The organism is Corynebacterium limaceinasi (genome assembly GCF_046717465.1).
GTDB lineage: Bacteria > Actinomycetota > Actinomycetes > Mycobacteriales > Mycobacteriaceae > Corynebacterium.
Genome location: NZ_CP177100.1, coordinates 1,508,026 through 1,522,237, shown reverse-complemented (window position 1 = coordinate 1,522,237; position 14,212 = coordinate 1,508,026). Strand labels below are relative to the sequence as shown.

Sequence of the window (14,212 nt, the reverse complement as noted above, 5' to 3'; positions counted from 1 at the left end):
TGATTAATACTCGACGCGCAACTCCGACAGGCGGACTTCACCGGCTTCATCGGAGGCATCCAGATCGACCGTGGCGACGAATTGATAGGCGCGATCTCCTGCCGGGTCCTTGATAATTTGCCGCACGGGCCAGCTGCGGGAGCTGGATTCTTCCAACCGGAAGTACTCCGGGCCGCGCGCCTCAGGGCCGGTATCAATATCGTCGTATTCGTCAAAGTAGTCATCCAAGACGGCGCCAAAATCGGGGACCTCGTCCAGATAATCCAATACCTCGGCCAGGCGGTCTTCTTCCTCCAGCGCGAAGAGTTGCGCGAGGCGGAACATGTAATTGCGCACCATGATGCCAAAGGCGCGTCGGTTAGCGGTAAGCGCAGTAGGATCTTCGACGCCGAAGGCCAGCTCGCGGTCGAGCGTATCTTGATCGATGGGGGAGTCCTCGCCGACCATCTGCGCCCATTCATCGACAAGCGAGGAATCCACCTGGCGGATAAGCTCGCCCAACCAGATAATGATGTCTTCAATTTGGGGCGTCGTATATTCATCGGGGATGGACTGTTTGAGGGTGCGCCAGGCATCGGTGAGGTAGCGGAGAATAACGCCCTCAGACCGGGCTAAGCCGTAAGTGGCCACCAAGTCTGAGAAGGTCATGGCGTTTTCCACCATGTCGCGCACCACGGATTTGGGCCGCAGCTCGAATTCCTTCACCCACGCATTGGTCTCCGCAAAGGTATCGTAGGCCTGCTCGAGCAGCTCCTCTAGGGGCTTGGGCCAGGTAATATCCTCCACGATATTCATGCGGTCGGTGTAGTCCACCCCGTCCGCCTTGAGGGCGGCAATTTCCTCCCCGCGCCGCTTCTTCTGCTGGGCCTGCAGCACCTGCCGGGGATCATCGAGGATCGCCTCAAAGACCGAGATCACATCAAGGTGATAGCTTTCCGCCTCCGGGTCCAACAGGGAGAGCGCGGCCAAGGCAAAGGGGCCGAGGGGCTGGTTCAGGGCAAAGTCGCGCGGCAACTCCCGCACGAGGTGGTAGGGGCGGCCGTAGATATCCAGCCCCTTGGTGGATTTTTGGACCACCCCGGAATCCACCAATCCACGGAAGAGGTCGAGGGCGGTGAGGATATCTTTATTCTGCTTGCTGCGGGGATCGTGATTATCGCGCAAGAGGTGGCGCATATGCGCATAACCATCGCCGTGGCGGGCTAAGACATTGAGCAGCATCGAATTCGAGACCCGGAATTGCGAGGTCAACTGCTCTGGTTCTGCTTCCGTCAGCCGCGCAAAGGTCTTCTCGGACCAAGAGACTTCGCCCTCGCGTGCGGACTTTTTCTTAAGCTTCTTGAGCCGCTTCGGGTCATCGCCAATGCGCCTGCGGGCCTTGGCATTTTCAATCTCATGTTCGGGGGCCTCGACGACGACGGTGCCTTCCGTGTCGTAGCCCGCACGCCCAGCGCGCCCCGCAATCTGGTGGAATTCGCGGGATTTCAAGATGCGCTGGCGTTGCCCATCAAATTTGGCCAGGCCGGTCATCAATACGGTGCGGATGGGCACATTGATGCCCACTCCCAGGGTATCGGTACCGCAAATGACCTTGAGAAGGCCGCGTTGCGCGAGGCGCTCCACAAGCCGCCGGTACTTGGGCAGCATTCCCGCGTGGTGGATGCCAATGCCCTTGCGAAGCAACTTTGAGAGGTCTTTGCCAAAGGCAGTGGTAAAGCGGAACCCGCCGATTTCTTCAGCGATGTTTTCCTTTTCCTCTTTGCTAATGATGCCAGACAGCGAGGTCAGGGCTTGGGCCCGTTCGGCGGCCTCGCGCTGGGAAAAGTGCACAACGTAAATGGGCGCCTTATTATGAGCGAGTAGCTCTTCGATGGTTTCGTGCACCGCGCTAAAAACATACGAGAAATCCAGCGGCACCGGGCGGGTGGACCCAGCCACCAGATTGGTCTCGCGCCCTGTGCGGCGGGTGAGATCTTCCTGCAGCCAGTCGGTATCACCTAGCGTGGCCGACATTAAGAGGAATTGCGCCTTGGGCAGTTCTAGGAGCGGCACCTGCCATGCCCAGCCGCGATCAGGATCGGAGTAGTAGTGGAATTCATCCATCACCACCTGGTCGATGTTGGCCTCGGCGCCATCGCGAAGCGCGATATTCGCAACGATCTCGGCGGTGGCGGCGATGATGGGGGCGTTGCCGTTTACGGTGGCATCGCCAGTCATCATGCCCACGTTCTCCGCGCCGAAGATTTCACACAGCGCAAAGAACTTCTCGCTTACCAGCGCCTTAATGGGCGCGGTATAAAAGCTCCGCTGCCGGCGGGCGAGGGCGATGAAGTGGGCGGCGTTGGCCACCATGGACTTTCCCGAACCCGTTGGGGTCGCGAGGATAACGTTATCTCTGGCCAGGATACCGAGCAAGGCCTCCTCCTGCGCGGGATATAGATTGATTCCCTTGCTGGTGGTCCACGAGTTAAAAGTATCCCAAATGGCCTCATCGATGAGGGACTCGGGGACTTCCGTTAAATCTGGCAGCTGTTGAGATAAGTTCACCCCCACCACCTTAGCGGCGATGGGGGCGGGTTCGTTAGATATCGTCGCCTAAGTCTCTGTCATCGTCATCGTCGGCAGAGTCTTCGCGGTCATCGATATCCGTGTGAATAATCTCCTCGCTATCGTCTTCATCGAGCGAGGCGAGGAAGGCTTCGAATTCTTCGCTGATTTCCTCAGCGCTGGGCACGGCTTCCTCGCCCGGCATGATGGCTTGCGGGTGCTCCTGGCGGTAGCGTTCCATGAAGGCATCGTACTGCTGCTCCAATTGCTGGACCACGCCCTCAATCTCTTCGGAGCCATTGACCTGCTCATCCAGCTGGCCCTCGACGCGGGAAATATCCGCCTCGATGCTGCCCAGCGGGATATTGAGTTGGGCGGCCTTAGCCACAGAGCCAAGGAGCTCCAGGGTCGCCTGCGGGTAGGGGGACGCGGCCAAGTAGTGCGGCACGTGCGCGGTATAGCCCGCCACCGTCCGGCCCTTATCCGCTAGGGCCTTTTCTATATAGAGCGCCGCGGCGCCCGGAACCATCATGGTCGAATCCATCTTGACCATGCTGTCCGTCAGGCGGGAGGCAGTACCGTGCGCGGTGACCACGGTGGGGCGGGTGTGCGGTACGGGCATCGGCGCAGCGTAGAGCATGATGGTGTCTTCAATATCGAATTTCTCCACCAGCTTGACCACCGCCGTGGTAAATGCGTCCCAGCGCATATCCGGCTCGGGGCCAGACAGAAGGAGGAAGGACTTGCCGGAATTATCCCGGAGCACCTTCAAGCCCAAATCCATGGGTTCTACCTCGAGTGCCCGGTCATTATCGATGGTGACGGCGGGGCGGCGGGAGCGATAATCGATGAGCTCATCAGAGTTAAAGGAGGCTAGCTGGCGGTTTTCCAGCGCGGCCTTGAGGTGATCGGCGCTCGACTCAACGGCCTGGCCCGCATCGGCATAGCCGTGCATGGCAACAATCATGGTGGGGCCTTTTCCTTCACCGGAATTGTCCTTGACCACCGGAGCGGGGTACTCCAATTCGTACATGCTGCGCTCTTCTTCGTGCATGATGTGTTACCTCCTTGGTCTCTTAATCTAGATCAACGACCGCCAGGACCGCACTATTCCCACACGCACTCAGTTCAGTGTTCGCGGAGTAGTTAAATAACCCATTATGCCCTAACGAGGCAACCGGCGCTAGGGCCGGTGCGGCGGGCCTGTGCATAACTGCTTGCCGATGCCCCCTTCCACCCACCTTATCCACAGATTTCGGCCCTCTGCCCGCGCTGGGCTTTCGGCAGTTGCCGCGGGCCCCGAAGCTAGAAGCCATGAAGATCACAACACCACTACAGCCCATCCGTACACCCGGCGATATCCTTGCCAATATTCCAGGAATCCTCGGATTCTTCCCAGCAGAGTCCATCGTGCTCATCTCCATCGAACCAACCCCAGCAGGCCGCACCATGGGTCCTGTCGCGCGCATAGACTTGTCCGATGTCCCCGCCGCCCTGCCAGAAATCATGAGCGCCTTTCACTGCGGCAACCCGGAAGTAGTCCTAGGCTTTATCATTTCCCAGCGCGAGGAAGTAGAGCTCTGGGAGATGATCGAATCGCTCTACCACTTCGAAGATGACGAGGGCACCGGAATCGATGCCTGCTGGCTGGTAGAAGAAATTGCAACGTCCACCGCCTACGACCTCGTCTTTGGCTTTAGCACCGGAAATGGCAAGGGCCCTATGCAGGCGTGGACTGAGGGAACCATTCCCGCTATTTCCACCAGTTCCTCTATGCGCGCCTGCGTAGAAAACGGCACCTTGCCGGAGCTTTCCCGCGACGAGCTTGTCCAACAATTCGCCCCGCACAACCCTTACTTCGGGCACGAAGAAATCGGGTCCATGCAGCGCTGCGCTGAGGAATTGTCGCGGCAGATGCGCGCCGGCCACGGCTACGGCACAACGGATCCAACGCGGGTGGTCCAACACCTCATCGCGGATGTGCAGTATGTATTAAGCGAGGTAGAGACGCTGGAAGAGACCCTAGACAACGAAGAATTACTCTGCGTGGGAGCGATGTGGATGTCGACGACGTGGATGCGCGACTTGGTCATCCGGGACCTCGTCGAATCCCCGCACGCGGCCGGTACCTTGCTCCTCGCCACGGCGCGCACCTTTGGCGGCACCATCCGCTTTAACGCGCTGGCGCTATTTGCCGCGACCCAGGTGGCGCAGAAATTCGGGCTCTATGCCGGCCCGGCGCTTACCGTCGCCATCGATGAGGCACCGGGGCACAATTTAAGCCAGCTCATCGCCCAGGCCTATCGCAGCGGAATGGGAGAACGCCTCATTACCAGCCTGAGCCGCGGTTGTGACGCGGCGCGGGAGGCAGCAGGTATTGATGCCGATGGCTTTGTGTAGCCCCGCGCTTTAGCGCCGCGCCGAATGCGCCCGATCGCCCAGCTGGCGCGTGAAATTCCACGCGTCGGTCACGATGGTTTCCAGGTCGGTGCGCTGGGGATTCCAGTCCAGCTCCCGCTTGATCTTATCTGAGGAGGCAATCAGCGTGGCTGGGTCTCCGGCACGGCGCGGGGCGATCTCCGCCGGGATCTCGTGGCCGGTGACTTTCCGGCACATCTCGATGACCTGCTTGACGGAGTATCCCTCCCCGGAACCCAAGTTATAGATCCGGTGGGTGCCAGGGGCATTGCTGTGGAGGGCAAGCACGTGGGCATCGGCAAGATCGCGGATGTGGATGTAGTCGCGCACCGGCGTTCCATCCGGGGTATCCCAATCCGTGCCAAACATGAAAATCTTATCGCGGTGCCCCAGAGCAACCTGCAGGACAATGGGGATGAGGTGGGTTTCAATCTCGCGGTTTTCGCCGATAGAGCCGTAGGCGCCAGCGACGTTGAAATAGCGCAGGGACGTTGCCGCGAGCCCAAAGGCCTGTGCAAAAGAGGTAATCATGTAGTCGATAGCCAATTTGCTAGCGCCATAGGGGTTCGTGGGCTGGGTCGGCATGTCCTCAGTAATAGGGACCTGCTCCGGTTCGCCGTAGGTGGCTGCGGTGGAAGAAAAGACGAGGCTTTTGACATCGTTATCGCGCATGGCGTTGAGCAAGCGCAACGTGGTTACGACGTTGTGCTGCCAATATTCGTCCGGCTTTTCCACGGATTCACCGACGAGCGAGCGGGCGGCGAAGTGGAGGACGCCCTCGAAGCCACCCTCACCCAGTACCTCTGCGGCTTTGTCGGCCACATCGCCTTCTACCACGCGGGCCGAGGGCGGCACGGCATCCCTATTGCCCGTAGAAAAGTTATCGATAATGGTGACGTCGTGGCCTTGCTCAACGAGGACTGCGGAACACACGCTTCCGACATAGCCAGCACCGCCGGTAACCAAAAGCTTCATGGCCTAGACCTCCACGCGCACGGCGTGTGCGAGATCATCTGCCAAGGTGATGACCTTACCCGAGGGAGTGGTAAGCGAAATCGTGCCGCCATTATTGACCACGGTGACCTCGGTACCGATGCGGATGCCAGCCTCTGCGAGTTCCCGGAAGGTGGCCTCATCCACCTGCAAGATCTCGTTAATCTGGATAATCTTGGCGGACTTCTCTTCGCCATCGGGGAGATCGATAGCCCTCGTCCCGATCGATGGCTCGGGGACCTGGAAGCCCAGTTCTGCCAGCGCCGGAATGGGGTTGCCAAAAGGCGAGCGGCTGGGGTCATCGAGGACCGATACCATGCGCTTTTCCACCTCCTCGCTCATCACGTGCTCCCAGCGGCAGGCCTCATCGTGGACCTTGCTGATATCGAGTCCGAGGACATCAGTAAGCAAACGCTCCGCGAGTCGGTGCTTGCGCATCACTGCCGTAGCCAGTTCGCGTCCCTTTTCGGTTAGATCCAAGCTCCTGTCCGAACGAACGTGGAGGAGGCCATCGCGCTCCATGCGAGCAACGGTTTGGGATACGGTAGGTCCGGATTGCTCTAGGCGTTCCGCAATCCGGGCGCGCAGGGGAGTGATGCCTTCTTCTTCCAATTCATAAATGGTTCGAAGGTACATCTCAGTAGTATCAACGAGGTCCCTCACGTGGGCATCCCTTTCTTTGAAAACAGTAATGCGTGCCGTGCGCAAAGCAGACAGCGCTTTTTACATTCTGTATCCAGACTAGCTTAAGTCGCCCTAAGTTTGCTGGAGAGATTTTAAGGAGACGAGTTTTCGCTCGCCGCTTGCATAGAGAACGCGACCTCGAAAGCGCACTGGGAAATTTCTCGGCGGCACAGTCGAGGTCGCGATTAAATAAGGTTCAGGAGGCGAAAAGTTCTATAGCGCGTACTCGCGCAGGCGGTCGGCGCGGTTGCCATCGCGCAACTTTGCCATGACCTCACGCTCGATTTGGCGTACGCGTTCGCGGGAGAGCCCGAACCGGCGACCAATCTGGTCAAGGGTGCGTGGCACGCCGTCATCCAAGCCGTAGCGCAGGCGAATGACGTCCTGCTCGCGCTTTTCTAGGGTGTCGATGACGCCGCGGATATCGGAGTGGCGCATGGAGGCCACGACGGCGGTCTCAGCATCGGTGGCCTCAGCATCCTCGATGAAGTCACCCAATGGGGCTTCCTCATCGGTGCCGACGGGCATATCGAGCGAGACGGGATCGCGGGACTGGCGCAGCAGCATCTCGATCTTGTTCTCATCGATGCCGGATTCTTCAGACAGCTCCTCATTGGTCGCCTCGCGGCCCAAGGACTGATACATCTCACGCTTGATGCGGGAAAGCTTATTCACCTGTTCCACCAGGTGGACTGGCAGGCGGATGGTGCGCGATTGGTCGGCCATGCCGCGGGTAATGGCCTGACGGATCCACCACGTGGCGTAGGTGGAGAACTTAAAGCCCTTGGCGTAATCGAACTTTTCCATGGCGCGGATGAGGCCCAGGTTTCCCTCTTGGATGAGGTCCAATAGCGGCATTCCGCGGCCGGTGTAACGCTTGGCCAGGGAGACTACGAGGCGAAGGTTTGCCTCCAGCAGGTGGGAGCGGGCCTTCTTGCCTTCGCGGGCCAAGATCTTCAGGTCGCGCTTTTCTGCGCGCGTCAGCTTCTCTGCATTATTGAGCTTGTATTCTGCGTACAGGCCTACCTCGATGGTTTGCGCGAGTTCAACCTCGTCCTCGGCACTGAGCAGGTCGGTCTTACCGATTCCGTTGAGGTAGACGCGTACCAAGTCCGCGGAGGGATTGTCATTGGTTTGATTGCGGCGAGACCCGCGGTCTACTTCCTGTTCTTCATCAGTAGTGGCAGTCGAAGTGCCATTGGCGGTGTTGGCAGATGGATTCGTCATCTTTTCAGCCTCCTGAAATTGTCGCCTGTTTCAAAAAGTACAACGGTGTGAGGACGCATTTAGTTCCCACCCATCCTGAAATGTTTAAAACAGCGACGTGCCGGGCGGTGTGCCCCACCTTTTTGGGGGCGTCGGCAAGCGCATGCGCCACGTGAATGCAGTAAAAATGCTACATCCACGTGGCGGGGTAGTCTTAGCCGCGGACCTGTACGAGGTAGCGATAGACCGTGGGTTCAGATACGCCGAGCCGGGTGGCCGCCGCGGCGATGCCGCCTTTGAGGAGGAAGAAGCCAGCATCCTCGAGGGAAGCGATGACCTCTAGCCGTTCGTGGCGCTGCATCGACTCGACCGGGGTGGAGTGCGTAGAAATCGCGGAATCCAGCATGGAGTCCAAGAGATGCTCGACGTTGGAGCGCAGCGATTCGCTGTAAGGTGCCTCCGGCTTTTTCTGCGCGGGTGCTTCCGGGGCGGGAGTGCGCTGCGGTGCGGTGGTGCCGGGGTAGCCGCCGAAGGCCTTCGCCTTATCGATGGCCGGCTCGGTACCGCCTATCAACGCGTTAGCCGCATCGCGGATCTGGATAAGCTCGGATAATTCCACATTGATGCAAAGCATGCCGCGCATATGGCCGGTGGCATCGCGCAGGAAATAGCTCGAGGAGCGGCAGACTTTTCCCTCGCTATTGACCGCGCGGTACCCCGTCATCATAGGAACGGCCGCGGCGTCGCCCTGTTTCATGAACCAGAGCGCAAAGTCTGTGACCGGGCCGCCTAGTTCGCGGCCGGAAATGTGCCCATTGGCAATGGCGATGATGGATTTATCGGGTACATCGAGATCATGGAGCACGATTTCGGTGTTGGGGCCCATGGCCTGACCGAGGAAATCGACGAGTGGTATGTACTGCTCGAGGAAGTTTTCTTCGGGGGCATGGCTGCTAGAAAGATTCATCAGCTGAAGCATGTCCTTATAATTCCTGTCAGATTATTGATAAGGTACCACAAAGTAACGACAAAGGAGGCGAGTACCCGGCCGTGCCCAAGTACTCGCCTCCTTTTAGGGCGCTCTTTCCGGAGCCTAGGTTGCCGGCATTAACCACATACCGGGATAGGTGGGTGGACGGCAAGGGCGAGGCCGCCTTGTGAGGTTTCCCTGTACTTGGCGTTGATATCCTTGCCGGTGTTGTACATAGTCCAGATGACCTCATCGAGGCTGACACACGGCTTGCTTTCGCGGTCCAGGGCCATGCGTGCGCTGGTGATGGCGTCTACCGCCGCTACGGCATTGCGCTCGATGCAAGGGACTTGCACCTGGCCGAGGACCGGGTCACAGGTCAGGCCCAATTTGTGTTCCATGCCGATTTCGGCCGCCACGCAGACCTGTTCCGGCGTTGCCCCCATCAGTTGGGCCAACCCGGCCGCGGCCATGGAACAAGCGACGCCGATTTCTCCTTGGCAGCCTACTTCCGCACCGGAAATGGAGGCATTCATCTTGTAGAGCGCGGCGATGTGGTTGCAGGCGAAGATATAATCCGCGAACATGCTCGGGGTAACCGGCTCGACGAATTCATCGAAATAGGCCAGCACCGCAGGCACGACGCCGCATGCGCCGTTGGTGGGTGCGGTGACGACGCGGCCACACGCGGCATTTTCCTCCGAAATGGCCAGGGCAAACATATTCACCCAGCTCAAAATGTTGAGGCCATCGTGCGGGTCGGATTGTTCCAGCCTGCGCTTCAGGGCGGCGGCGCGGCGCGGTACGAGCAGGGCACCGGGGAGCGGGCCATCGGTGGTGGAGCCGCGCTTGATGCCGGTGTACATGACATCGCGGACCTTGCGCAGGTGCTCGTCGATGTCCTCGTCGCTGTGCAGCGCCCGTTCGTTGGCCCGACCGAGCTCCGGCAGCGTCATATTATTGGTTTCGCACAGCGCCAGTAGTTCTTCCGCGCTGGAATAAGCGAATGGAACGTCGACGGTATCTTGGCCGCGCATGGCGAAGTCTTCTTGCTTGACGATGAACCCGCCGCCTACCGAGTAGTAGGTCTTGTGCAGGATGTCTTCCTCGCCGGCAAAGGCGATAAGGCACATGCCGTTTTCGTGCATGGGGAGGTATTCATCGTGGAAGTAAAAGCCGCCGTCCTTGGGGAAGCTCACCGTGTGCGTGCCACCGAGCAGGAGCGTTTCGCTCTGGTTGACCTCTTTCATGAAGGCGGAGATGCCGTCGATATCGACGCTTTCTGGTTCTTCGCCGGCCAGGCCCAACAGGATGGCCTTATCGGTGGAGTGGCCCACACCAGTCAAGGACAGGGAGCCGTAGACGTTAGCCTGGACGCGGGTGACCTTATCCATGAGGCCTTTTTCTTTGAGCTCATCGACGAAGGCCTTGCCGGCTTTCATTGGCCCAAGCGTGTGTGAGCTTGAGGGGCCGATACCAATCTTGAACATATCGAAGATGCTGATGAACATGGTTTTCTCCTGGAAAATCCTGAGAAGCGGGTGCTGCTTAGAAAGCCTGCACGATGGAGTAGATGATGGTGGCGAGGGCAACGAGGCCCATGATGAAGACGAAGTAGTTGGAGGCCTTGCCCTTGAAGCGGGCGAGCGCTGGGACCTTGTGGATGGCGACCATCGGGATAAGGAACAGCATGATGGCGATGGTCGGGCCGCATAGGGTCTCAATCATGCCGAGGATGGAAGGATCCGCCCAGGCAACGAGCCATGCGGTAACCAGCATGAAGACGAGCGTGATGGTGTCGAGCTTGTGGCTGGATTCTGCATCATCTTTATTAGCATTCTTGCTGCCTTTGACAAGGAGGCCTTCGAAGCCTTCTGCAGCGCCCAAGTAGTGGCCCAAGAAGGACTTGGCTACGGCAATCATGGCGATGATGGGGGCAATCCACTGGATGACGGGGTTGTCAAAGTGGTTGGCCAGGTAAGACAAGATGGTGATGTTTTGTTCCTTGGCCTCGGCCATATCCGCAGGCGATAGGCTCAGCGCGCAGGAGAAGACGAAGAACATCACGACGACGACCATGAGGATTTCCGCGCGGAGCAAGATCTTGCGGGACTTGTATTCCGCGTACTTGCCGTAGGTCTGGCGGCGGTCGACGGCGAAGGAAGAAATCATGGGCGAGTGGTTGAAGGAAAAGACCATGACTGGGACCAAGAGCATCAAGGTAATGCCCATGCTGTGTCCAGAGGCTTCGCGTGCGACGCTGAGGTCGAAGCTGTCAAAGAGTGCGGTATTCCACTTGGGGATGAGGTACAGCGAGAGCAGCACCAAGATGCCGATGAACGGGTAGACCAAGTAGGACATGACGTGGACGACCACGTTTTTGCCCATGCGCACAACGAGGATGAGGCCGCCTACGAGGACAAGCGAGGTAAGCCAGCGATCTGGAGGGGTGATACCTAGCTGGTGTTCCAGGAAGGAGTTCACCGTGTTGGTGATGGTTACCGAGTACACCAACAGGATGGGGTAGACGGAGAGGAAGTAGAGGATATTCATCAACACGCCGGCTTTAACGCCGAAGTGTTCCTCCACGACGTCGGTGAGATCGCCGTCTGGCTTTGAGCTGGAGAGGACCAGGCGGGTCATGCCGCGGTGGGCCCAATAGGTCATCGGCAAGGCGACGACGGTCATGATAAGAAGCGGGATGATGCCGCCGATGCCCGCGTTGATGGGAAGGAAGAGCACGCCGGCACCAATGGCGGTGCCGAATAGGGAGAGCATCCATACGGTGTCTTCCTTATTCCACGCTGGGGCGCCTTCTTGCCCCGCAAAGGGGGTCTCTATGCCGTCAGCGGGTGGCTTTTCTTCTGCGGGTAGTTGTTCCGGAATCTGCGCGTCGTGTTCCGGGTGCTCGACTTGTCCGTGGCGCAAGAGCTTGTGGGACATTTTCTTTCCTCCTCTGCATGGGGTTGACCGAAGCTTGAGGGCTCCTGTCACCCTGGAGTGAGAAAATATTTTCTCTCACCAGCGTGCGCGGGCAAGGGCCTGAAATTAATCTTTCAGCTTGTATCCAGCCCATTCGCTTCGTTACACGTTAAGTATAAGCCCACGGTAATGCTGTTTGATAATAAATTATTACATTTTGAGTAGGTTAATTATCACTCTAAAAAAGCTTGCGCGGCACCCAGAGATATGCATTGTTGAACAAAGTGGGCGGTTGTGCGATCTGGCTCATAGATAGCCGCGGGCGTGGGCGGGCACTCGTGCAGGTAGGCGCCGGATAAAGAGAAAATGCGGGAGAAGAAATTAGGTCTCGACCAAAACCGTGAAGGGCCCCTCGTTGACGGACGATACGCGCATCATAGCCCCGAATTGGCCTGATTCGACCGCGATATTACGCTCGCGGAGTCGCTCGATGATGTACTCGATGACCGGCTCGGCCTCTTCTCCCGGGGCCGCATCGGCCCATGATGGGCGCCTCTCTTTGGCGGTGCGGCCATACAGCGTGAACTGACTGACCACCAAGACTGGGGCTCCGGCATCGGCAACCGATACTTCACCGTCTAGGATGCGCAGCTCCGCTATCTTGCGGGCCATCTTTTCTGCACGCGGTTTCCAATCGGCTAAATCCTCTCGGGAGACACCGACGAGGGCTAAAAGCCCACCCGTCTCAGGGCAGTCGATGGCGCCGACGGTCTCGCCCGCAACGGTGACGGCTGCTTCGGATACGCGGGTTAGGACTGCGCGCATGCTTGTATCTTCCTTTCCTGGCTATTCAGTGCTCTTCAGTGTTATTCGGCGCTAATCGGTGTAGGCAGCCGGGGAAGCGTCATCCTCGAGCAACAGATCGGCGGGGATGAGCAGGCCATGGCGAACCATATCGATGATGGCGGGAAGCGCGGCCGCGGTCAGTTCTGTCTCATCGAAGCCGTGCGCCACCGCATACAGGCCAACGGTCTCTCCAAGGTTGAGCCCGTGGGGAGAAAGGCCAGCTACGATTGCTGCCAAGTGTTCATCGACTTCGTGGCTCCACCGGGACCATCGGTACGCGTCAGGCGGATAACCGCCCGGCTAAATCCTTGTTTATTATCGGTATCGGCCACACTGACTTCTTCTTTCGCCACCTGTGGGCGCACCTGGAAGTGCTTTCCCTCCAGCTCACCAGGAACCAAGTCGCGCAGCCATGCCACGCGGGCGAAGTATTCCTCCACCTCGGGTCCCAATGGGTCGCTAAAGTACTGCGGCATTTCTTCAGCCAAGATATCGGAGGGTGCGGCTTCGGCAATTTTTTGGATGGCGACGAACCCAAACCCGATACCCGTGACATCGTGATGGTGGAAATGATCCAGCCAGGCCTTAGAGCGCGCCTTGCCCTCGTCGCTGCGCACATCCAACGATTCATCCTTCAGCCACGTGGATACGTAGAGGGAAGGATCGGCGACATCCCGCTGAATGATCCAGGCAGCCACACCCTTATCCGGCAGCCACGAGGCCACGCGCTGCTGCCAAGTCTGCCCACCGGTATGCACCCAGGCGGCGAGCAAATGCGCGGTTCCGCCCGGGGCGAGGTGGTCAACGGCCTGAGAAACAACCAATTCGCTTGCCCCATCCAAGTTCAAGCCAGAATCGCGATAGACATGGCCCACCTCGGGAAGGCCAACGACGAACGGGGGATTGGCCACGATGCGGTCAAAGGTGCGCCCCGCAACGGGCTCGAACCACGAGCCCTCTACAAGCTCTACCTCTGTACTAGCCCCCGCGGCAGCGACGGTGGCGCCGGCCAAATCAAGCGCGCGCCGGTGGACATCTGTCGCGGTAATGCTGCGCGCGCACTCGAGCTGACCCAACAATTGCACTCCCGAACCGGTGCCCAGATCGAGCACCGTTGATACCGGGCTTACCGGCGTCGATTGCAAGAGTGAGAGGCTTGCCGCCCCGACACCCAAGACGTGATCCGCGCCGGGGACGTGGCTCACCAGCGAGGCATCGACATCGGAAAAGACGAGGCGGTTGGAGCCGACGATGATATGGGGCCGGATATCGAGGGCAATGTAGATGCTGCCGCAATCATCGGAAAGCGCCACGCCGGCATCTAGGAGCTTGGCGGCAAGGCGGGCCCCGAGGGCATCGGCAAGCAGCGTGGCAGGCAGATGCTCATGCAGCAGGAAGAAGCGGATGAGCGTATCCAGCTTGGTATTGCCGGCGGTGCCGCGCGCCACCGCGGCAGGCTCACCGCGGTAGAGGGCCTCCGTAAGCTCCGGGCCCAAATGCCCCGCTAAACCATCGGTAGTAAAACCGGCCTGCGAAAAAGCCTCCGCTAGCTCTGGGGCAAGATCGCGCACCGCGGCGGCATCGAAATGAGGGCCAAAGGACGTCATGCTGGGAGAAGATCCTTTC

At 59.0% G+C, this 14,212-nt stretch carries 10 protein-coding genes and 1 pseudogene; 1 reads left to right on the top strand and 10 read right to left on the bottom strand.

The window, feature by feature from the left end:
- Positions 1–3 precede the first annotated feature (3 nt).
- Together ACLI1Q_RS07435 and ACLI1Q_RS07430 are read right to left on the bottom strand one after the other, a co-directional pair.
- Positions 4–2,547, bottom strand: coding sequence for a DEAD/DEAH box helicase (locus tag ACLI1Q_RS07435; RefSeq protein ID WP_284771459.1), 2,544 nt, complete (start codon positions 2,545–2,547; stop codon positions 4–6).
- 34 nt (positions 2,548–2,581) lie between these two features.
- Positions 2,582–3,601, bottom strand: coding sequence for a PAC2 family protein (locus ACLI1Q_RS07430; RefSeq protein WP_284771460.1), 1,020 nt, complete (start codon positions 3,599–3,601; stop codon positions 2,582–2,584).
- Positions 3,602–3,861: 260 nt separating this feature from the next.
- On the opposite strand from ACLI1Q_RS07430, the gene ACLI1Q_RS07425 reads away from it, so the two are divergent.
- A complete protein-coding gene (locus ACLI1Q_RS07425) occupies positions 3,862–4,947 on the top strand; it encodes a DUF4192 domain-containing protein (protein WP_284771461.1) in 1,086 nt (361 codons plus the stop codon).
- Between the two features lie 9 nt (positions 4,948–4,956).
- Here the strand turns inward: ACLI1Q_RS07425 and galE are convergent, their stop codons facing one another.
- The 8 genes and pseudogenes from galE to ACLI1Q_RS07385 form a co-directional block, all read right to left on the bottom strand.
- A complete protein-coding gene (galE, locus tag ACLI1Q_RS07420) occupies positions 4,957–5,940 on the bottom strand; it encodes a UDP-glucose 4-epimerase GalE (RefSeq protein WP_284771462.1) in 984 nt (327 codons plus the stop codon).
- Positions 5,941–5,943: 3 nt separating this feature from the next.
- Positions 5,944–6,621 carry a metal-dependent transcriptional regulator gene (locus tag ACLI1Q_RS07415; RefSeq protein WP_023017369.1) on the bottom strand — a complete coding sequence of 226 codons (678 nt, stop codon included), beginning with the start codon at positions 6,619–6,621 and terminating at the stop codon, positions 5,944–5,946.
- A gap of 234 nt (positions 6,622–6,855) precedes the next feature.
- A complete protein-coding gene (locus tag ACLI1Q_RS07410; protein WP_005278926.1) occupies positions 6,856–7,869 on the bottom strand; it encodes a sigma-70 family RNA polymerase sigma factor in 1,014 nt (337 codons plus the stop codon).
- A gap of 193 nt (positions 7,870–8,062) precedes the next feature.
- Positions 8,063–8,827, bottom strand: coding sequence for a transcriptional regulator (locus ACLI1Q_RS07405; RefSeq protein WP_023022681.1), 765 nt, complete (start codon positions 8,825–8,827; stop codon positions 8,063–8,065).
- A gap of 128 nt (positions 8,828–8,955) precedes the next feature.
- Positions 8,956–10,329 carry an L-serine ammonia-lyase gene (locus ACLI1Q_RS07400; protein ID WP_284771463.1) on the bottom strand — a complete coding sequence of 458 codons (1,374 nt, stop codon included), beginning with the start codon at positions 10,327–10,329 and terminating at the stop codon, positions 8,956–8,958.
- A 37-nt stretch (positions 10,330–10,366) separates the two neighbouring features.
- Positions 10,367–11,761 (bottom strand): HAAAP family serine/threonine permease, encoded by a 1,395-nt coding sequence (locus ACLI1Q_RS07395; RefSeq protein ID WP_284771464.1) that lies wholly within the window; start codon positions 11,759–11,761, stop codon positions 10,367–10,369.
- 360 nt (positions 11,762–12,121) lie between these two features.
- Positions 12,122–12,565 carry a D-aminoacyl-tRNA deacylase gene (dtd, locus tag ACLI1Q_RS07390; protein WP_411696939.1) on the bottom strand — a complete coding sequence of 148 codons (444 nt, stop codon included), beginning with the start codon at positions 12,563–12,565 and terminating at the stop codon, positions 12,122–12,124.
- A 51-nt stretch (positions 12,566–12,616) separates the two neighbouring features.
- Positions 12,617–14,193: pseudogene (locus ACLI1Q_RS07385) on the bottom strand (methyltransferase).
- Between the last annotated feature and the right edge of the window lie 19 nt (positions 14,194–14,212).